The sequence below is a fragment of the Thermodesulfobacteriota bacterium genome (genome assembly GCA_040754335.1).
Taxonomy (GTDB): domain Bacteria; phylum Desulfobacterota_D; class UBA1144; order Nemesobacterales; family UBA2774; genus 2-12-FULL-53-21.
In genome coordinates this window covers 254,836-273,960 of sequence record JBFMCV010000004.1, presented here as the reverse complement: position 1 = coordinate 273,960, position 19,125 = coordinate 254,836, and the positions used below count along the sequence as shown (strand labels likewise).

Genomic DNA, 19,125 nt, shown 5'->3' with positions numbered 1-19,125 from the left:
CATGTTGTTGAGATAATACCGCCCGCACTCTTTTTTCGAACGCTGAAGATTCGGGCGGATTCTTTCATCATTTAAAAATGTCCCGGGTCCCTGTAGACCCCGTACACTTCTCTGAATATGTCGCATATTTCCCCCAGAGTAGCGTATTCCCTCACGGCGTCTATGATCGAAGGCATGAGGTTGCCCCCTTTCCGAGCCGCGGTGACTATATCGCTGAGTTTAGCCTGTACGGCCTTGTTGTCCCTTTTCCGTTTAAGCTCCCGGAGCTTCTCTATCTGGCCCTCTTCCACACTTTCCTCGATCTTGAGCGTCGGTATCGTAACCTCCCCTTCCGTATTGTACTTGTTGACGCCGACGATGGTTTTAACACCCGTATCGAGCTCCCTCTGATATTTATACGCCGCGTCCGCGATCTCTTTCTGCGGATAACCGGTTTCGATCGCCCTGAATATGCCGCCCATAGCGTCTATCTTCTTTATATAGGCGAACGCTTCATCCTCCATCCTGTCCGTGAGCGATTCCATGAGGTAGCTTCCGCCGAAGGGGTCGATCGTGTTCACGACCCCGCTCTCCTCGGCGATTATCTGCTGGGTCCTGAGCGCGACTGTGACGGATTCCTCGGTCGGAAGTGCGAGAGTCTCGTCCATAGAGTTCGTGTGGAGAGATTGAGTGCCGCCGAGCACGGCAGCCAAGGCCTGTATAGTTACTCTCGCGACGTTGTTTATAGGCTGCTGTGCGGTGAGGCTCGCTCCTGCAGTCTGCGCATGTGTCTTAAGCATGAGAGACTTCGGATTCTTCGCGCCGAAGCGCTCGCGCATGATCTTCGCCCACATCCTCCTCCCGGCCCTGAACTTGGCGACCTCTTCGAGAAAGTCGTTGTGCACGTTGAAGAAGAAAGACAGACGCGGCGCGAATTCGTCCACGTCGAGTCCTCGCTTCACGCCCTCTTCAACGTAGGCTATGCCGTCCGCGAGCGTGAACGCAAGCTCCTGTACCGCGGTCGAGCCCGCCTCGCGTATATGGTAGCCGGATATGGAAACGGGGTGCCAGTGGGGGACTTCCTTCGCGCAGAACTCGATGATGTCGACGACTATTTTTACGGAAGGCTCGGGCGGGGATATCCATTCCCTCTGCGCGATGAACTCCTTCAGCATATCGTTCTGGAGCGTGCCCCGGAGCTTCCGCCAGCTTACGCCTTTCTTTTCCGCCATGACGAGATACATCGCGAATATGATGCTCGCGCTGCAGTTGATGGTCATGGACGTGGTCACTTTTTCGAGATCGATACCGTCAAAGAGGGCTTCCATGTCGGCAAGCGAGGATACTGACACGCCTTCCTTCCCGACCTCCCCCCTTGAGCGCTCGCTGTCGCAGTCATATCCCATGAGAGTCGGCATGTCGAACGCCGTGCTGAGACCGGTCTGCCCGTGCTCCATCAGGTACTTGAAGCGCCTGTTGGTGTCTTCTGGGGTGCCGAACCCCGCAAACTGGCGCATTGTCCATAGACGCCCCCTGTACATGGAGTTGTGGATGCCGCGCGTATAAGGATAGGAGCCGGGGAACCCCAGACGGCTCTCGTAATCGAAACCGTTCAAATCGAGAGGGGTGGCAAGGGGCGGTACTTCCATGCCGGAGATAGTGGTAAAGTCGGCCTCCCTTTTCGGGGCGCTGCCGTAATCTTTTTCCCAATGCTTTTTCGCTTTTCTCAGCTTATAAAGCTCGCTTTTGTCAACGGACATCTGAGCCTCCGACCCTGTGGACTTGAATGTATCTCTGAGCCTGTGAATCGACCCTCACAACGTACTATAAATATTACCGAAAATTAAACGTATTGGAAAACAGTTATCAAATAAATAGTAAAAAAAGGCCGGGGTTAAGTCAAATAGAATTAAGGTAGTTTCAATTACGACACTTTTAAATATTAGGACAATTCTGGTGGGCTATTTAACCGATCTATTACAACGATCACCTAATAATTACTCTAAGTCATGGTCTCTCGATGGATAATCAATCCTCAATTCTTTTGCAATAAGCTCAAACCCCTTATCATTTTTATATTTATCTATTTTGAGCCCTTTCGTCATAACTTTTTGCCAAGAATATTTCCTATTGTGATGCTTTTTTATGAAGTTTACGGGAAATGTGTAAAATTCCGGTTCCTGTATGCCTTCCTTCACCGAGCTATTTTTTCTGTAGAAATAACCTACATTTAGAAAAACAACTATCAGATAATCAAAAGCGCTCAGAGATTTTTCATTAACTGGAAATCCCCTATCGCAATCTGATTGATAACGACTTTTTACCTGAACCCTTAATTGTCTACTCTTTATGTGGGGATCTGGATGAATACAAATAAGATCGTAACCTTCATTATTTGGTGGTGCTTTATAAGTGAGTATATTTCTTCTCATCAAATAGCCTTGAACGAGAAATTCTGCACCATGGGAAATTACAGGAAATCTTAAGAAACTTCTACTTGACTTTTGATTACTCACGATTCTGCTAGCCGTATTTGGTGATAAAGATCTATTCTCCAAAAGTTTCAATATGGGAACTGATAGCTGATTTGACGTCGGCTACGGCCTCATCATAAGTCTCGCCCTCACCGGCGACCACGCCTTTCAATCCGATAGGATAGGCAACATAACCATCTGAATGTTTTTCAACTATAACTTTGAACTGTTTTGTCATTATAAACCTCACCGCCATAAAAGTATCACTGAAAATTATAGGTATTGGAAAACACAGGACAAAAATATTCCATTACCTCAACCAGGTGTTTTCAGGCGCTTTAGAACAAAGTTTCATCCTATCTCGCCACTTATGGCGTTGAAGTCGGAGTCGGCGAAGCCGAAGGCGAGGGCGACGGCTCGAGCGATTCGACCGACTGCGTGATAACTACGACCGCTTCTATGAGCAAGTCCTCCGCCGGGGGTATAGGGCAGATAGCCGCGAATTCGGGCGGCACCTGGAGCTGGATTCTCGCGGTTATTATCTGAGTCCCGCCCACCCTGAACGCATTGTACTGAACTATAAACTGCCCGCCGTCCGAGCTTCCCAAAACAGGCACGGTGACGACACTCACTCCCTCATTTAATGATCCGAGCGCGGGATTGCTGAGCGATACCTCCGCAAGCGTCCCCGGCTCGATCCCTATCGTCTCAAAAATCAGCGTTAAAAATATATCCTCCGCTTCGGTATCTTCCGGGTTGGGAACTGTGATGTCCTGATCCGGCGGCGCCGCTATCCCGACGCCCCTCAGCGTCATGGTGATAAAATCGCTCTCCTCGTCCCCGCCCACGGGGTTAATCGTGGCAGATATATTCACGGTAGCGATATCGGCAGCGATCTCCTGGATCGTCGCACCTACCCCTTTATGCACTCCGGCCAGGTAATTCACGAAAGCCAGGTTCCCCTCGACCGTCCCCGAGCTATCGAACAGGCAGCCCCTTAACTCCGGCCTCAGCCCGGTAGGGGAAAATGTGATTTCGAACGTTATCGGAGTCCCGTCGGAGACAAGGTTTGTATTTACCTGAATAACCGAATCATGGCTCGCATTGCCGAAGAGAGAAGCCGGATTCGCGCTTAGTCCGATGATGGCTGTGTTAATGGGGTTCCCGGAGCTGCCGCCGCCGAGTCCGTCGAGACAGGCGTATTGAGAGCCTAAAAGCAATATCATAAATAATATGACAGAGAAAATGCGCACCGGTTTATGCTTGAACAAGTTTCTGAGTCTCATGGAAATCCATCCCTCCTTGTATTAACTACTGCGCTGGCACGTTGATCGAGAACTCGACTACGTCCACCGAGCCGCTGTCCGTCGAAGCTTCGAGGAAAGCGGGGTCGATTATGTCCTCGCCGCTGATCAAAATGTCAACGAACGCTATGCCGCGGTCGTCCGTGAGCGTCTCGAACGGGGAATCGACGAAAGCCCCCATGGCGAACCACTCGGTAATAGGCGTGAGAGCGCACCTCTGCGGTTCGCAGGCGTCGTCGTTGACGAGCTGCACCGCTCTCGCATCGCCCACATTGTCTCCGTTAGTGTCGACCACCAAGTCGTTCTGGCCAGCGAATGACGCAATCCATATAACCCTCACGCTGTTCAAAGGCTCTCCTTCAGGACCCAGGACTATGGCCTGCACGAGAAGCGTCGTAAGGGAGTTATTCGGAATCGCGACATCCCCGGGGGGGTCGAGTATCTCGACCGTCGAGCCGAACGGAGCGAAAGGCGGGTTTGCCCCTCCGCAGCTTACGGCTATCACTCCCGCCGTCAGCATCACCGCAATTATCAAGGGGAATATGAGCTTCCCCGTTAGTTTCCTGTTCATCACATCATCCTCCTCTTTGTATGTTTCAATTCGCTCTTACCTTACGATCCTCGGAGTGATAAATACTATGAGCTCCCTCCGCTCGTCGTCAGTCGTGCTCCTCTGGAAAAGCCATCCGAGGAGAGGCAGCCTGGAGAACCACGGTATGCTGCTGTCGGTATCGGTGATCCTCCTCGTAAATATACCGCCGATTACTATCGTCTCGCCGTCGCTCGCGAGCACCTGGGTCGTAGCCTCGTTCCTCCTGATGCTGGGCTGTCCTCCCGCCCCTGTAAGCGCCGGGTCTGGCGAGTTGTCCGTGACTACTATGTTCATCAATATCCTGTTATCGTTCGTCACCTGCGGCGTAACCTCTAGGCTGAGAGTGGCGTCGACGAACTGTGTCTGCGTGCCCGCCGCCGATACGCTCAGGAACGGTATCGACACGCCCTGCTCTATCCTCGCGGGCGTATTCTCGAGCGTAAGCACCTTCGGCGACGACAGTATCCTGCCGTCCCCTCTGGATTCGAGGGCCGAAAGCCTGAGGTCGAGGTCGTACGCCCCGGTCAGACTGCCGAGCACGATCCCCAGGACACCGCCCGCCCCCTGGCCGGCCGCGGCAGGGAGGTCGATAATGAAGTTGTCTCCCGTCGTGCCGAACGGGCTCCCTGTCGTGGAGCCGCCGATCTCGACGCTAGACGGGAAAGTCGCTCCCGTCGGGTTCCCGGTCGCGGCTGAAGCCCTGTAATCGAACCCCCACTGTATACCGAGGTCACGCGTGAAATCGAGAGTCGCCTGCACGATACGCGACTCTATCAATACCTGCGGGGTCCTCGTATCGAGGTCCCCTACTAAGTCTTCTATCTGGGCCACCCTGACCCCGGTGTCGTTAATGAGAATGCTGTTTGTGCGTATGTCGACCCTCAATTCCCCTCTGTCGCTAAGGAGCGGCTCTACGAGCGGTATGAGCTCCTCGGCCGTGGCGTAGTTGACGAATATCTGCTTCGTGATGAGGGGCTCGAGCTCCTCGCTCGTCTCGGCCGCCTTCTTTACCGCCTTCTGTCTGGCCTGAAGAGTCCCGAGAGGCGCGACCCTGAGCACGTTCCCGTCTATGAACGCGCCGAGTCCCGCGTCCTCGAGGATCACGTCGAGCGCCTGGTCCCAGGGGACATTAGTAAGCTTGAGAGTGACCGTGCCCGTCACGTTCTTCGAAATTATCATGTTAAGTCCGCTTATGTCGGAAATAATCCTGAGCACGTCCCTGATGTCGGCGTCCTTGAAATCGAACGAAACCAGCTGGCCCTTGTACGTCTTGGTCGCGCCCGGCATCGAGGTGAGCCTGAAATCGAAGGCATAGAGGTCCTCGGGCTTCACCTCGACCTCCACTTCTCCCTTCTCCTCCGCTATCTTCTGCTGCTCCCGCGTTTCACCGAAATTGAGCGTGATGACGTTACCGTTCTGCCCGATATCCACAGGCACGTCGTCTTCCTTGAGCTCTATCACCATTATCACGTCGTTAGGCTTGATCGGGTCCCTGAAAGACGAGATGAAGTTGATCGGGCTGTCGAAATCACTGACGTCACGCGAGACTTGGAACTTGTCGGCGAGTATTACGTCCATGATCTTGAGGGTTACTTTCCTGTCTTCGTCCTGGAGCCTCTCATACTGAACGGACGAAGCCGTACCTATGGTTACGATCCCCATGCCCTGCTGGACCTCAAACCCGATGCTCTCGATGTGGTTATATTCATCGGAAGGGTTGGGCATATCGACGGTCGTATTCCGGGGCACCGCCGTAGTGCCGGTCTCGGCCTGGGCAAGCTCGACAGGCGGAACTTTATCCGTCGTCTCCGAAGCGATTATTCCCGCTCCGGCCGCTTGAGAGTAATGATTGTCGTTAATTTGCCCGAGCCTGCCGCTATGTGCCGGCGGTCCCGAATACAGGACACACAGTATAATCGCGATTGATATTATCAGGATTCTCATTAATCCATCCTCCTTAACTTAATCGTCCTCCTGAATACAATTTCCCCTCGTCATTCTTCGTTTTGAAACGCCAGTACCGATTCTTTTACCTCGACCTTTACCTCGCCGTATACGTTCTCGATCTTCATTGTCTCCTTAACGAGTATTCCGTTCTGTCTTACTTCAACTATCTCGCCGTCGCTGCTCCCTATCTTGTCGCCCACGCCCAGGAAATACGTATTCGCCTCGGGGTCCACGACCATAGCCTGGGGCTTCCCCCCTATCCACACGATCCCTACTATTCTGAACTGGTTGAGCGGGTATCTCTGGATCGGTGGGCGGAGCACGACGGAAGGTGCAGAAGGGGTATCGACGAGCTTGATGAACGGCTTGAACGGGTCGCGCATGCCTGTCGAATCATAGGGGAGCTTCTCCGCACTTTCCGCCAAGGCATCCTCTTTCCCGGGCTCGGCCGGTTTATCAGGGCTCGATGCTTCGGTACCCTCCTGGGCAGAGCTCGGAGCAGCGTAAGGGTCTTCCTCGCCGGCGGCTTTCCCGGCCCTCTCCTCGGGTGTTTCGAGCTTATTCTCCCTGGCGTCCTTGATCACGTTCAAGCCTTGAGACAGGGTATCGTCGGCGGGAGCGCTCCCTTCCTGCGCGCCTGCCGGCATCGAAAGCAATAGGACAATCAGCAGGATTAGTAATAATCCGGGCAGTCCGGGCATTGTTCTATCAATTCGCAATGCGTTCATTAACACGCTCATTTCCTGCGTTTCTTCCCTTTCGTTTTTTTGTCGTCGGCAGGCTTGGCTTCCTGCTCGGGAAGGAGCCTGAACGTCACGACGTTAAATTTGGCATTCAGTATGACGGTGCCCCCGCGGATATTGTTGCGGGTAAGCTGGAGGTCCCTCACGTTCACTATCCTCGGCAGCCTCGATATGCGGTCGAAGAAATCGGCGAGATTAAAATATGTGCCTATAACCTCCATCTCGATCGGTATCTCGGCGTATATCTCTTTTGTGACCTGCGGCTTGGGAGCGAATATTATAGAGTCGAGGTTAGAAGCGGCAATCTCGGAATAAACGCCGTCGATCAGAGCCGGTATCTCCTTATCCTTGGGCAGCTTGCGCGCGACGAGCTTGAATTCATTCTCAAGCCTCTTGTATTCCCTCTCGAACTTGGGAAGCTCAGCCGCGACCGCTTCGTATTCCCTCACTTTTATCTCGTCCTGTCTCAGTCTGGTTTCGGCGCGCTCCAACTCCTCCGCCCTGGGCGACCAGAAGAAATACCAGTAGGCCGCGGATACCACGACTATTATTAGCAGCAGGATGCCTGCTTTTATGTGGAGAGGCTGCTCGTTCAGTCTTTCGGAATAATCGTCCAGGAAAGCCATTATTCTGTCACCGCCTTCTTCGGCTCCGAATTCTGTCCGGGCGTTTTAGGAGCCTGAGTCTTATCCTGAGTCCGGGACTTTCCGGCATAATCGAGCTTCGTGTTTATGACGAAAGTCCTCAAGTCGAGCTTCCGCAGCTCGGTCTTCTTTATCACACCCAGCTCCACGCCGACAAAATAAGGCGAAGTCTGAAGGGCCTGCATGAAATCCGCTACGGTGAACTCGTTATCGGCCACCCCTACGAGCTTGGTCTGCCCGCCCTTCTCCGTAAATTCGTCTATCCAGGCCTTGTTCGGCATGGCGCGTGAGAGCGCGTCCATCACGTACAGCGGCCCCGTGCGGTTTTTCTCGAGCACGTTGATGATCTCGATCCTCCTCTTGAGCTCCGCGTTCTTGGCCTTGAAATCGTCGACCTTCTTCTTGACGACCTCGAGCTCCTTGATCCTCTTCTCGGCCCTGGCGATCTTCCGGTTAACGTCGTCGATCTTGTTGCCCTGCAAAATATGGATTGCGGCGATAGCGACGAACAGAGCCACTAGAACGCAAATCCCTATAAAGATCTCGCCTATCCCCTTGACCTCTTTCCTTTCCGGCTCGGGGATAAGGTTTATCCTTATCATGACTTATCCCCCGGTTTTCTGGTCGCGAGACCCATTACGACGCTCATCTTCGGAGCAATCGCCTCGATATATTCGGGATCGAATTCGTTTTTATCATAGGAGATATTTCTGAACGGATTCATGAAATCGACGCTCGCGTCGGTCATGTCAGCGAGGACATCCCTCAACCCGGGGACCTTCGACGACCCGCCGCCGATCATGATATTGCCGACCTTGCTCGTCCAGAGCGTCGAGGAGAAGAAATCGAGGGTCCGCTTTATCTCTCCGCAGATCAAGTCGTTGAAGTTGTGGGTCAGGGTTTCGAGCTCAGGCGATATTTCCCCCTCGCGCATGGAAGACTTGATCCTCTCCGCTTCCATATATTCGAGCCCCAGGTCTTTTACTATCCAATCGGTGAACTGATTCCCCCCGGTGGTTATATCCCTCGTGAATATCGAAACGCCGTCTTTCAGTATATTTATGTTCGTCACAGACGCGCCGATATTGACGAGCGCGATGAGTCCCTCCGATTCCGGATAATTTATTTCATACATGTTTTCGAGTGCGAAGACATCGACATCCACGACGACCGGATTGAGGCCGACATCCCTCACGGTAGAGACATATGAGCTAGTGACGTCCTTCTTCGCCGCGACGATCAGAACGTCTATGTTGCCCTCAGGGGTCTCTCCAGGGATGACCTGATAGTCGTAGTTAACTTCCTGGATACTCTGCGGTATGTACTGCTCGAGCTCCCACGGGATCGACTCCCGGAGTTCCTTCTCGGACATCTTCGGCAGACTGACTTTTTTTATTATCACGGAGTGTCCGGAAATAGAAATCGCCACATTTTTGGTTCTGACCCTCAGGTCTTCAAACAGGGATGAAATGGTATCCGTGACAGCTTCGCGCTTTTCGATAATTTTATTGACTATGGAATGATGGGGCAGAATGGCTTCGCCGATATTTATCAGCTGGAAGCCGTTCTTGGATGACTTTAGCTCGACGAGCTTGACGGCGTTAGAACCTATATCGAGTCCTACAAGTTCTTTTTTGCTTAAAAACAAATCATCCTCCTATGTTACATTACTAATTTAACCACCTTTTTGAAGTTATTGCAATACTCAGTTTAAAAAATATCAAACTGCTCTTTAATAATTGCCAATAGTCTATTGTAACCCTTAATTTTAACAAATGCAGTAACCTTTATATGCGGCTTCGCCCAGAAGCGGCGATTGTTCATATCGGAGTTAATATTATATGTTTACAGTAGGTTAGGATGAAATATGGGTGGAAGGTGCGCCATATGTCGAGTACAAGGGTAATATTTTCCAGCTCCGGTAACCCTGCCGTCATAGGTTGTAAACCCTTAGACCGTAGGCTTTGCGCCCCATGCTTTCGCACAGTTTGCCTTTATCGGTCGGAAACTTCTACAACAGTTTCAACAATACTATTTAAGTCCTTCTATGTCAATACTATTTTGGAAAGAGGGAATAACAGACACAAAATTTATAGAGTGTAAAGCAGGCGGTTTATGACGACGGGGGGGAATCCGAAGCGTCTTCGTAGTAGATTTCGACTTCCTTCGAAAATACCCTGTTCGGGTCCGAAGCGACCGAAAGGGTGAAGAAAGCCCTTTCGGAAGGGTAAAGCAGTGCTTCAGGGTCTTCATCGAATATAGAGACCGAGTTCGCTTCAACAATATTGCCATCCTGGTCCTTCAGCACGATGACGACGTAGACTGAGCGCACGGGCGAGCCGCCGGTGTTTATAACTGCGCCGTTGAATTCAAGGTTGCTATTGGCGTCCATACTTTCGAGGATCGGGCCGTCGAGCTGAACCACGCCGTTCTCGTTCGGGCTGTCACAGCCCAGAACAGCTGCAAACATGATAAATATAGCAGCGAAGATGATCCTCTTCATTGTTTTCTTTTTTCCGCCAGTTCGGATATTGAAATCACATTCTTGCCCGATTCCTGCTTCTTGGCCTGATCCGGGGTCTCGTAATCCGTCTTGTGGTCGTCGATGATATCACCCAAGACCTTGTGCATTATCTTGAGAGCTCCTACGGAGTGCTCTTTGAGATACCCCTTTTCGAATATTATCTCCTTCTTTTTCCTCATCAGAAGGTAAAAGATGAACGCCTGGTTATTAAGCACTATTAACATGGCCGCATATAGGAGATAGTTGTCGGCCAGCACCTTCTTTAATATAGCCTTAGTGTCCGAGTCGATCTTGACTATCCCGTAAGGCTCGGTCTCGGCCTGCGTGGAGAAGGGGACCGAAACGGATATGATCCCGTTATTGTCCTTGACAGTGTAGCCGCCCTCCGGATAAAACTCCTTCATGAACAGGCCGTCCGAGGCCAGACTGTTCTCCACGTCTTTCTTGAATACGACGCTGAAGAACTTTGGCGCAATCTCGAATGTGTTGAACAGCTTCTTCCTTCCGAGCCTTTTGTCGAGAAAATGGTAGAACTCGCCGCTCGTCGGCTGTTTACCTTCTTCCGAATAAAAATCACTGGCCAGGTCTCCGATGGTTTCGGATATCGCCCTGGTCTTGATTACAAATTCCCCCTTGGCCTTATTGAACTGGAATAAGAACACGAGCCCTATTAAAGCTAGAATACAAAGCTCTATTCCAAACGCCTTGAGGACAATAGATATCTTGTTCATCATGCGCACTTGATAAATTCTTCGAGTATCTCCTGCACGCCTTCGTCCTGCGAATGCCTCAGAAGCATGAATATCATGCCGCCGAAGTCCCTCCTCATATCCGAATCCAGGCTTCTGTAGAGGTTAATGAGGGCTTTCTCGGCATCCGTCAGGACTTCAAAGCTGTCTTCGGTTATTTCTTCCTTTTCCATAAATCTCTTGAGGCGCTCTTTCTTCGCAACAGTCCATAATTCTTCAATATTTACATCCAGGATGGCCGCTATCTGCTGACAGCGCTCGATTGAAGGGGCGTCCACCTTGCCGGTCTCGAGCTGGTGGATGAAAACGCTCGATACGCTGAGCGAGCGGGCCAGGTCCTCCTGGGTAATATTTCTTTGCTTCCTTTTGCTCTTCAAGTAATCGCCAAATCTCATCATTATTGCCTCCAAAAGATTAAAGGAATCCTTTTTATTTTTACTCTTACGGCAGTATTAATTTTACATTATAACCGTATGAAATGGCAAGACATAATCGCCCAAGAATAAAATATAATCGTCGCATATCAGGGAATGTTCGGGGTGGCCCGGCGACCGCGGTGCCTGGTGTCTCCCGTATGCAAGACCCATTCATAACCGGCCGGGGTGCTCCGCCCTCCGGGAAAGAAACAGTGATGGGCCGGGAAGAATGCCCGGAGACGGAATTGAACCGCCGACACGAGGATTTTCAGTCCGTTTTAACCCGAAACTCTAACTTCCTGAATACATAGAAATTTAGTTTAAACCCTTGAATTTAGGGGGGATTATTTAATGCAGGGAATTACATTTGGTTCAAAGAATACTAAAAATTTCGTTTGGTTCTTTGGCTATTCTTTGGCAAAGAAAAGAAGGCGATTACCCCCATATTCGTATAAATTAAATACAACAAATAAGCAGTCAAATTCTATCGCGGAGGGCGAGGGATTCGAACCCCCAAGTCCTTTCGGACGCCGGTTTTCAAGACCTATATAGTGGACAGTTCTAACCAATCTGGATCGTTAAAATATTTCTAATCCCCCTGCAAAAACGATTTCCATCTATTTCATTTGGTTCCATTGATTCCATATAGTAACAAGAATTATGGTTGGCTCTTAGAAAATGCTTAGTAAGGAAAACGAACTTTTTATATCATTTTCATTAAGTCCATATAAGTATTTCCTGTTTTACGTTTTATCTTCGACCATTTATCTTCGACCATAATCCAAATAGCCACATTTCTCACGTTATCCAACCGATCCCATTTTATGGTGGTTCTTTGAAACTATGTAAGTATCCCGGATATCAGATGCACATTGAGAATTTTCAGAGTCGAATACAGCCTCTTATCGCATTCTCAAGCGAATTTTGAATTTGATCCAACTTTATGCGAGCATATCGGTTTTCCAGATTCTTAGGATATACATACCCTACCATAATATCTTGCGAGATCTCATCATAAAATATCGTAATATGAAACGTCTTTTCTCTTGAAGATACAGTAATCGATTTTTTATGTTTTGGCGGCTCTCGTTGAGGAGAAATCCCACTCCCTACAGGTCTACTACGGCTCATAAACGGCCCGGTCGTTGCTTTTTCCGCGGAATAACCATCCTGAGAGTATTCAGATATAAGATTATTTAATATCGCATCAATCGTAGTTGAAAATATTTGTTCTATGTTGTTATTCACTAGACACTCCCCATTGTCTCTTCGGACAATTCGATCAGTACACAGCTACGTTAATCTCTCTATCACCACTCGTAATAAATAATTCCTACCATCCTTGGTGTAGAAAGCTAGGATTTGAACTTTTTGTCCTGAGAATCATCGTGATTATCTACGTACTCGAATAAATCTCCCACTTGCACTTTCAGAGCGCTACACAACTTCACCATGGTTGCTTCATCAATTCCTTTCCAATTCTCATGGTAGTACTTGTGTATCGTGTAAGTAGAAAGCCCGCTTATTCTGGCAAGCTCAAGTTGAGAGATGCGCTGCTCTCCGAGGATTCTTGATAAATGACACTTTATCTTACCCGTCATCAACTATCTCCACTTCACACTTAGCTATATTAATATAAAATATATGCATATGAAATGACAATGTCAAATTACAAGCAAATTTTATTAGAATATTGTTGACAGGGCATTTTAAAGATGCTATAATATTTATTAAAATCCAACTGAACTAGAGAGACAGATATGTCGATTATAGCTTGGATAATATTGGGTTTGGCCGCAGGGTTCATTGCCAGCAAGATAGTCAACAGAACAGGAGAAGGGTTTATTCCGGATATACCGCTTGTGATTATAGGTACAGTGACCGGCGGCTGGCTATTTGGACTATTCGGCATGCATGGTGTAAAGGGCTTGAATACATATAGCTTAATCGTGGCTATAAGCGGTGCAGTGGTTTTTTTGGCGCTAAATCATACAGTCCGCCGCAGGGTATACCTGATTGTTGAAAGCAAGAAGAGTTAGCCGGTACATCTGCAGCTTAACATGATGCATAAACTTAGTCTCTACAGTTTAATGAAAATTCGATGCTCAACCTCAAAGGATTTAGCAACAAATTAGTCGACAGGGGTAAATATGTCTCAAGCATGGCAAGATAAAATAAAACTACTATTAGGAATCTTAGACGATCAAAGGGATATATCAGATTTAGTATTAAGCAATTTCCGGGCAGAGGCAGTTGAATTTATCAATACCGTTGTAATACCAGCATTCCAAGAGTTAAGAGATATCATAAGCAAATTCAACAGAAGCGTGGTTGTAAGCTCCGAAATAGATAATAAAGACATATTACCCAATGCGGAATTTATAGTATATAGAAATAACGACAAAGAGTTTAACTACACCGCAAAAGTTCTATTTGATGAAACAAATATTTTGGTGCACCTTTTTACTTATGATCCAATAACTCAAAAACCACATAATGTAAAACTTAAAACACATGCAGGATACTTTATACACGCATTGACAAAAGAAATGATAATTAATAGTGTTGTCAATGAATATTCCAAGTTGCAGTTAAAATAAATTGGAATATACACCCTGCAAAAATACGTTCGGCGAATTTGTGCTTTATGATTTACAATTTGGATACGAATTAAGGGAATACGCCAGCCTGCGTCTTAGTTTCGGGTTCCACCTCTAACTTTCGAACTTTATATCTAATTAACCGAAATGAATTGCGTGGAAGTATCCTGAGTAATTAAATTTGTCTTTGGGTAACGGGCAATAACAAGTATAGTATTTTACGGCTTCAAGCTGAAATTGTTCGATCCAAATCTATCCGGCATAAAGCACAGGTAATAACGCGAGCTCCCGCACATTTGTCATTAATAGGCCAGCAAATTACGAATTTAGGAGATGCTTTTTATGGAACAACTCTCTACCAATTCTACTATTAACCGTATTGCCTTCATCGGCAATTATCTGCCGCGTCAGTGCGGCATAGCTACGTTTACGACCGACTTGTGTGATGCTATCGCCGCCGAATACACCGGAACAACATGCATTGCTTTACCGGTCAACGACATCGAAAAGGGATACCCGTACCCGCCCCGCGTACGGTTCGAACTTACGGAAAAGAACATTGACTCTTACCGCCGCGCCGCCGACTTCCTGAATATCAATAATGTCGACATGGTGTGCCTGCAATTCGAATATGGCATCTTCGGCGGGAAGGCAGGCAGTTATATCCTGGCCCTCCTTGCTGAATTACGCATGCCCATCGTCACGACTCTGCATACCATTTTGCAAGACCCCAGTCCCGATCAGCGCCGTGTGCTGAAAGAAATTGCCGCCCTGTCCGACCGGCTGGTCGTCATGAGCGAACGCGGCTCAGAATTTCTCAGGGAGATCTACGGTGTGCCGCCGGATAAAATCGAACTGATCCCTCACGGAATTCCCGATTTGCCGTTTGTTGACCCGAGTTACCACAAAGACCTTTTTGGCGTGGAAGGCAAGCTCGTTTTGCTCAGTTTCGGCTTGCTCTCGCCGAACAAAGGAATAGAAAACGTTATCGCAGCACTGCCTGAAATCGTGGAACGCTATCCGAACGTGGTGTACATGATCCTTGGCGCAACACATCCCCATGTGATTCAGCATGAGGGCGAGACGTACAGGTTGTCCCTTCAAAGGCGAGCCCGTGAAATTGGAGTTGAGGATCACGTGGTTTTCTACAACCGTTTCGTCAGTCTGGAGGAGCTTATCGAGTTCATCAGCGCGGCGGACATTTACATCACACCCTATCTCAACGAAGCGCAGATCGTTTCCGGCACCCTGGCCTACACGCTGGGGGCTGGCAAGGCAGTGGTCTCAACACCCTATTGGTATGCGGAGGAGATGCTGGCCGAAGGCCGCGGCTCCCTGGTTCCGTTCAATGACCCGGCTGCTCTGGCCCGGGAGGTGATCTGTCTCCTCGACAACGAATCCGAGCGCCACGCCATGCGGAAGCGGGCCTATCTGTTTGGCAGAGCGATGATATGGCCGCAGGTAGCAAAGCTGTACATGGAGAGCTTTGAACGAGCCCGAGCCGAGCGCCGGCATTTCGTCTCTCCCGGATTTAGAGCAAAACCCCAAGAAGCTGAATTACCCCCTCTCAAACTCGACCACTTGGAACGCATGACGGACGAGACGGGGATGCTGCAACATGCCCTTGTCACCGTACCCAATTACAGCGAAGGCTACACAACCGACGACAACGCCCGCGCTCTCATAATTGCAACCCTCTTGGATGAGCTGGGCAGCAGTGATGCCTTGGAAATGGCTTCCCGCTATCTTGCTTTTATCTTATATGCATTCAGTTCCGAGACCGGCCGATTTCGCAACTTCCTGGATTACCAGCGCCATTGGCTGGAAGAGGTCGGTTCAGAAGACAGTCAAGGACGTGCTTTATTAGCGTTGACCGCTGTATTGGGCAGGTCCAGCACGGCGGCCCTACGGAGCATCGCAGGACTGGTGTTTGAGCAGGCATTGCCCGCCATTCTCGAGACGACTAGCCCAAGAGCATGGGCTTTCACGCTCATTGGCATACACGAGTATCTGCGTCGATATTCCGGTGACAGCAGGGCAGGACACGTCCGTGATGAATTGGCAGGGCGATTGCTGGCTTTATATCAACATAACCGCTCTGATGAATGGCGCTGGTATGAAGATGAGCTATCATACTGCAACGCCGCTCTACCGCAAGCCATGATCTTGTGCGGTCAATGGATTCCGAATAACACCATGACAGAGGTAGGGTTAGAGTCGCTCAGCTGGCTGGCCGACATGCAGCGCGCCGCCGCGCCCGGAGGTCATTTTGTCCCTATTGGATCCAACGGCTTTTATAAGCGGGGCTCCGAGCGCGCCCGCTTCGATCAACAGCCGGTGGAGGCGCAGACCATGGTCTCAGCCTGCCTCGAAGCATACCGGAGCACAGGAGACAAGCGCTGGCGTGATGAAGCCCGGCGTGCTTTCGAGTGGTTCCTGGGGCGAAACGACTTAAACCTCTCGGTTTATGACCCGACCACGGGAGGTTGCCGGGACGGTTTGCATCCTGACCGTCCGAACGAGAATCAGGGCGCCGAGTCCACACTGGCCTTTCTTCAGGCGCTGCTGGAGCTGCGCCTGGCCGAGAGCACTATTCTAACTGTGGAGGCATGAGCTCAATGAATAATCAATACTCTCAAATATTTCACCGTCACAAACAAAATCCGATCCTGACCGCTGCTGATTGGCCTTATCCAGCCCATAGTGTGTTTAACCCCGGTGCGACATTGCTACCGGATGGAACCACACTGCTCTTGTGCCGTGTGGAGGATAGGCGGGGGCATTCCCACTTTTGTGTGGCTCGTTCCGCGAACGGCGTCGATAACTGGCAGATTGATCCCCAGCCTACATTATTGGCCGATCCCAAGCACTTTCCCGAAGAGCTTTGGGGAATTGAGGATCCGCGTATTACATACGTTCCCGAAATGAGTAAGTATGCAATTGTTTATACTGCCTACACACGCGACGGCCCGGGCGTCGCCCTTGCGTTCACAGAAGATTTCTCCCACTTCGAGCGCTACGGTTTTATCATGTCGCCGGAAGATAAGGATGCAGCCCTGCTGCCTCATCGTATCAACGGCCTTTGGGCTTTGATCCACCGTCCTGTCAGCGCTCCACGCGCACACATGTGGATATCCTACTCACCGGACCTGCGGCACTGGGGTGACCACAAGCTGATGCTCGTAGCCCGCCGCGGCGCGTGGTGGGATGCGAATAAAATCGGCCTCTCTCCCCCGCCGATACAAACCCCAGAGGGTTGGCTGGTGATTTATCACGGCGTGCGTCAGACAGCAAGCGGCAGCATTTACCGGCTTGGGCTGGCGCTGTTTGATTTGGATACACCGGAGCGATGTCTAAAACGCAGCAACGAATGGTTCTTTGCCCCGCAAGAACTGTACGAACGGGCTGGCGATGTAGGCAACGTAGTCTTTCCCTGCGGTTATACCATGGAACCCGGCGGTGATATCATCCACATGTATTACGGCGCAGCGGATACGAGCATTGCCCTGGCCACCGGAAGCGTGAGCAAAATGCTGGAGTGGCTGGAACAACATTGTGAATGAGCCCTCTAACGATTAGTCAAAAGTTTTCTGACGACCACTCAATTATATTTTATAAGGCGATTGTAAGCTCCCCTAAAAGGTAGACAGGCGATAAGTAGAACTTTCTGGCAAAATAACGCAGGTCAGGAGGTTCAAATGAAGAAGTCGAGATTCAGCGAATCGCAGATAGTTGGGATTCTGAAGGAAGTCGATGCCGGGGTTAAGGTTCAGGACATCTGGCGTAAGTACAACATAAGCTCTGCGACGTATTACAAGTGGAAGTCCAGGTACGGCGGCATGGAAGTCTCCGACGTGAAGAAGCTCAAGGAGCTTGAGGGGGAGAACCGGAGGCTAAAGCAGATGTATGCCGATGTGAGCCTGGAGAACCGGGCGCTTAAGTACCTGATTGAAAAAAAGCTTTAAGGCCACCTGAGAAGAGGGAAGCGGTAGAGTTTCTGGTGGCAGAGCACAGGCTTACGGTGAAGAGGGCATTCAGTTCCATGTTTTTATCGAGGGCGGCTTACTACAGGCAAGGAGTAGACTGGTCGGAAAGGGACGGGCCTTTAATAGTAGCGCTCAATGCGGTAATAGGGCAGCACGGCCGGTGGGGGTTTTGGAAGTGCTACGGGAGGATTAAGCTCGATGGTCACTTCTGGAATCATAAGCGTGTTTACAGGGTATATTGCGCCATGGGACTGAATTTGAAACGAAGGACGAGGAAGCGGGTTCCTATACGGGAGCGCCAGAGCATGGAAGTAACAAATATGCCGAACTTGGTCTGGTCACTTGATTTTATGAGTGATACGTTGTACTCGGGGCGTCGCTTCCGTGTACTCAACGTCTTGGACGAGGGTGTGAGGGAGGCGCTGAGTATAGTAATAGATCCTTCACTGCCTGCTGGAAGGCTGGTGCGGGTAATGGAGGAGCTCAGGGAGTGGAGAGGGCTTCCGGGGGCTATTCGCTGTGACAACGGCCCGGAGCTGACCTCCCAGAGCTTCGTTGACTGGTGCAGAGAGCACGGCATCGACATACTCTATATACAGCCGGGTAAGCCTGTGCAGAATGCGTATATAGAACGCTTAAACAGAACATTCCGTGAGGAAGTGTTAGATACTTACTTATTTGAAGACCTTGAGCAGGCACAGGATATGGCGGATGACTGGCTCAGGGGCTATAATGAACAGCGTCCCCATGAGTCGCTCGGAGGGCTGCCGCCAAGCGTGTTCAGGGAAATAGTAACAACCAAAAGTTCTACTTTAAAACTGTCTACATAAATGGGGAGCTTACAGAGCTGCTCCATACTGTGTGTAGAGTCCGCTACATCCAATCGCAAAGGCTAGATGATTCTAAGAAGATTCTTAGATTATGAAATACACTCCGTATTCTAAATACACTTATAACTATCTGAATTCACTTGAGTATATTAGCGCGTCCGGAGAGGGTTCCAACATCCGACCTGAGGACTTTAGTCCTCTTGCTCTATTTAAAGGGAAGCATCGGTCTAAATTCATTTCCTGTAAGTACTTGTTACCAAACAAACATATTTCTGCTGCTTAATTTCAACTTGTAAAAGTGGCTCAACTTTTCATGATTCATTCTTTGGTTATTCTT

Annotated in this window: 19 protein-coding genes and 1 riboswitch; of the genes, 5 read left to right on the top strand and 14 right to left on the bottom strand. The window is 49.8% G+C overall.

The annotated features are described in order from the left end of the window. Positions 1-71 precede the first annotated feature (71 nt). The 14 genes from AB1598_10190 to AB1598_10125 form a co-directional block, all read right to left on the bottom strand. On the bottom strand, positions 72-1,739 hold the full coding sequence (locus AB1598_10190; protein ID MEW6145375.1) for a methylmalonyl-CoA mutase family protein: 1,668 nt from the start codon (positions 1,737-1,739) through the stop codon (positions 72-74). A gap of 237 nt (positions 1,740-1,976) precedes the next feature. Further along, a complete protein-coding gene (locus tag AB1598_10185; protein MEW6145374.1) occupies positions 1,977-2,495 on the bottom strand; it encodes a hypothetical protein in 519 nt (172 codons plus the stop codon). A 31-nt stretch (positions 2,496-2,526) separates the two neighbouring features. Next, a complete protein-coding gene (locus tag AB1598_10180) occupies positions 2,527-2,691 on the bottom strand; it encodes a type II toxin-antitoxin system HicB family antitoxin (protein MEW6145373.1) in 165 nt (54 codons plus the stop codon). Between the two features lie 130 nt (positions 2,692-2,821). Beyond that, a complete protein-coding gene (locus AB1598_10175) occupies positions 2,822-3,739 on the bottom strand; it encodes a hypothetical protein (GenBank protein MEW6145372.1) in 918 nt (305 codons plus the stop codon). A gap of 25 nt (positions 3,740-3,764) precedes the next feature. Next, positions 3,765-4,328, bottom strand: coding sequence for a hypothetical protein (locus AB1598_10170; GenBank protein MEW6145371.1), 564 nt, complete (start codon positions 4,326-4,328; stop codon positions 3,765-3,767). Positions 4,329-4,364: 36 nt separating this feature from the next. Then, positions 4,365-6,293, bottom strand: a complete 1,929-nt coding sequence (gene pilQ, locus AB1598_10165) for a type IV pilus secretin PilQ (GenBank protein ID MEW6145370.1) — start codon at positions 6,291-6,293, stop codon at positions 4,365-4,367. Between the two features lie 50 nt (positions 6,294-6,343). Further along, on the bottom strand, positions 6,344-7,036 hold the full coding sequence (locus AB1598_10160; GenBank protein ID MEW6145369.1) for a pilus assembly protein PilP: 693 nt from the start codon (positions 7,034-7,036) through the stop codon (positions 6,344-6,346). Next, entirely contained in the window at positions 7,033-7,665 is a 633-nt protein-coding gene (pilO, locus tag AB1598_10155; protein MEW6145368.1) for a type 4a pilus biogenesis protein PilO, read from the bottom strand. The genes AB1598_10160 and pilO overlap by 4 nt, the downstream gene beginning before the upstream one ends. Next, positions 7,665-8,285, bottom strand: coding sequence for a PilN domain-containing protein (locus tag AB1598_10150; GenBank protein MEW6145367.1), 621 nt, complete (start codon positions 8,283-8,285; stop codon positions 7,665-7,667). Before AB1598_10150 ends, pilO begins: the two co-directional genes overlap by 1 nt. After that, positions 8,282-9,331 (bottom strand): type IV pilus assembly protein PilM, encoded by a 1,050-nt coding sequence (gene pilM / locus AB1598_10145; protein MEW6145366.1) that lies wholly within the window; start codon positions 9,329-9,331, stop codon positions 8,282-8,284. The genes AB1598_10150 and pilM overlap by 4 nt, the downstream gene beginning before the upstream one ends. A 269-nt stretch (positions 9,332-9,600) precedes the next feature. After that, positions 9,601-9,686, bottom strand: a riboswitch (cyclic di-GMP riboswitch). 110 nt (positions 9,687-9,796) lie between these two features. Beyond that, a complete protein-coding gene (locus AB1598_10140) occupies positions 9,797-10,186 on the bottom strand; it encodes a hypothetical protein (protein ID MEW6145365.1) in 390 nt (129 codons plus the stop codon). Then, entirely contained in the window at positions 10,183-10,941 is a 759-nt protein-coding gene (locus tag AB1598_10135) for a hypothetical protein (protein ID MEW6145364.1), read from the bottom strand. The genes AB1598_10140 and AB1598_10135 overlap by 4 nt, the downstream gene beginning before the upstream one ends. Then, a complete protein-coding gene (locus AB1598_10130) occupies positions 10,938-11,354 on the bottom strand; it encodes a helix-turn-helix transcriptional regulator (protein MEW6145363.1) in 417 nt (138 codons plus the stop codon). Before AB1598_10130 ends, AB1598_10135 begins: the two co-directional genes overlap by 4 nt. 1,373 nt (positions 11,355-12,727) lie before the next feature. After that, complete coding sequence (locus AB1598_10125) at positions 12,728-12,973, bottom strand: helix-turn-helix transcriptional regulator (GenBank protein ID MEW6145362.1); 246 nt, start codon at positions 12,971-12,973, stop codon at positions 12,728-12,730. Between the two features lie 159 nt (positions 12,974-13,132). Between AB1598_10125 and AB1598_10120 the strand changes: the two genes are divergently transcribed. The 5 genes from AB1598_10120 (at position 13,133) to AB1598_10100 (ending at position 18,788) form a co-directional block, all read left to right on the top strand. Next, on the top strand, positions 13,133-13,411 hold the full coding sequence (locus tag AB1598_10120; protein ID MEW6145361.1) for a GlsB/YeaQ/YmgE family stress response membrane protein: 279 nt from the start codon (positions 13,133-13,135) through the stop codon (positions 13,409-13,411). Positions 13,412-13,522: 111 nt separating this feature from the next. After that, positions 13,523-13,972: a hypothetical protein gene (locus AB1598_10115; protein ID MEW6145360.1), complete on the top strand. Its 450-nt coding sequence runs from the start codon at positions 13,523-13,525 to the stop codon at positions 13,970-13,972. Between the two features lie 342 nt (positions 13,973-14,314). After that, complete coding sequence (locus tag AB1598_10110) at positions 14,315-16,585, top strand: glycosyltransferase family 4 protein (GenBank protein ID MEW6145359.1); 2,271 nt, start codon at positions 14,315-14,317, stop codon at positions 16,583-16,585. 5 nt (positions 16,586-16,590) lie between these two features. After that, the gene (locus tag AB1598_10105) at positions 16,591-17,535 is read left to right on the top strand and encodes a glycosidase (GenBank protein ID MEW6145358.1); all 945 of its coding nucleotides are present in this window, start codon (positions 16,591-16,593) and stop codon (positions 17,533-17,535) included. Between the two features lie 135 nt (positions 17,536-17,670). After that, positions 17,671-18,788, top strand: a protein-coding gene (locus tag AB1598_10100) for an IS3 family transposase (GenBank protein ID MEW6145357.1) whose coding sequence is annotated in 2 segments (ribosomal slippage) — positions 17,671-17,932 and positions 17,932-18,788 — 1,119 coding nt in all. Because the reading frame shifts where the segments join, the coding sequence is not laid out codon by codon here. Positions 18,789-19,125 lie beyond the last annotated feature (337 nt).

Excerpts from the sequence above, each read along its gene's own strand:
- AB1598_10190 (MEW6145375.1), bottom strand. The coding sequence starts at position 1,739 with ATGTCCGTTGACAAAAGCGAGCTTTATAAGCTGAGAAAAGCGAAAAAG.
- AB1598_10180 (MEW6145373.1), bottom strand. The coding sequence starts at position 2,691 with ATGACAAAACAGTTCAAAGTTATAGTTGAAAAACATTCAGATGGTTAT.
- AB1598_10175 (MEW6145372.1), bottom strand. The coding sequence starts at position 3,739 with ATGAGACTCAGAAACTTGTTCAAGCATAAACCGGTGCGCATTTTCTCT.
- AB1598_10170 (MEW6145371.1), bottom strand. The coding sequence starts at position 4,328 with ATGAACAGGAAACTAACGGGGAAGCTCATATTCCCCTTGATAATTGCG.
- pilQ (MEW6145370.1), bottom strand. The coding sequence starts at position 6,293 with ATGAGAATCCTGATAATATCAATCGCGATTATACTGTGTGTCCTGTAT.
- AB1598_10160 (MEW6145369.1), bottom strand. The coding sequence starts at position 7,036 with ATGAGCGTGTTAATGAACGCATTGCGAATTGATAGAACAATGCCCGGA.
- pilO (MEW6145368.1), bottom strand. The coding sequence starts at position 7,665 with ATGGCTTTCCTGGACGATTATTCCGAAAGACTGAACGAGCAGCCTCTC.
- AB1598_10150 (MEW6145367.1), bottom strand. The coding sequence starts at position 8,285 with ATGATAAGGATAAACCTTATCCCCGAGCCGGAAAGGAAAGAGGTCAAG.
- AB1598_10140 (MEW6145365.1), bottom strand. The coding sequence starts at position 10,186 with ATGAAGAGGATCATCTTCGCTGCTATATTTATCATGTTTGCAGCTGTT.
- AB1598_10135 (MEW6145364.1), bottom strand. The coding sequence starts at position 10,941 with ATGATGAACAAGATATCTATTGTCCTCAAGGCGTTTGGAATAGAGCTT.
- AB1598_10130 (MEW6145363.1), bottom strand. The coding sequence starts at position 11,354 with ATGATGAGATTTGGCGATTACTTGAAGAGCAAAAGGAAGCAAAGAAAT.
- AB1598_10125 (MEW6145362.1), bottom strand. The coding sequence starts at position 12,973 with ATGACGGGTAAGATAAAGTGTCATTTATCAAGAATCCTCGGAGAGCAG.
- AB1598_10120 (MEW6145361.1), top strand. The coding sequence starts at position 13,133 with ATGTCGATTATAGCTTGGATAATATTGGGTTTGGCCGCAGGGTTCATT.
- AB1598_10115 (MEW6145360.1), top strand. The coding sequence starts at position 13,523 with ATGTCTCAAGCATGGCAAGATAAAATAAAACTACTATTAGGAATCTTA.
- AB1598_10110 (MEW6145359.1), top strand. The coding sequence starts at position 14,315 with ATGGAACAACTCTCTACCAATTCTACTATTAACCGTATTGCCTTCATC.
- AB1598_10105 (MEW6145358.1), top strand. The coding sequence starts at position 16,591 with ATGAATAATCAATACTCTCAAATATTTCACCGTCACAAACAAAATCCG.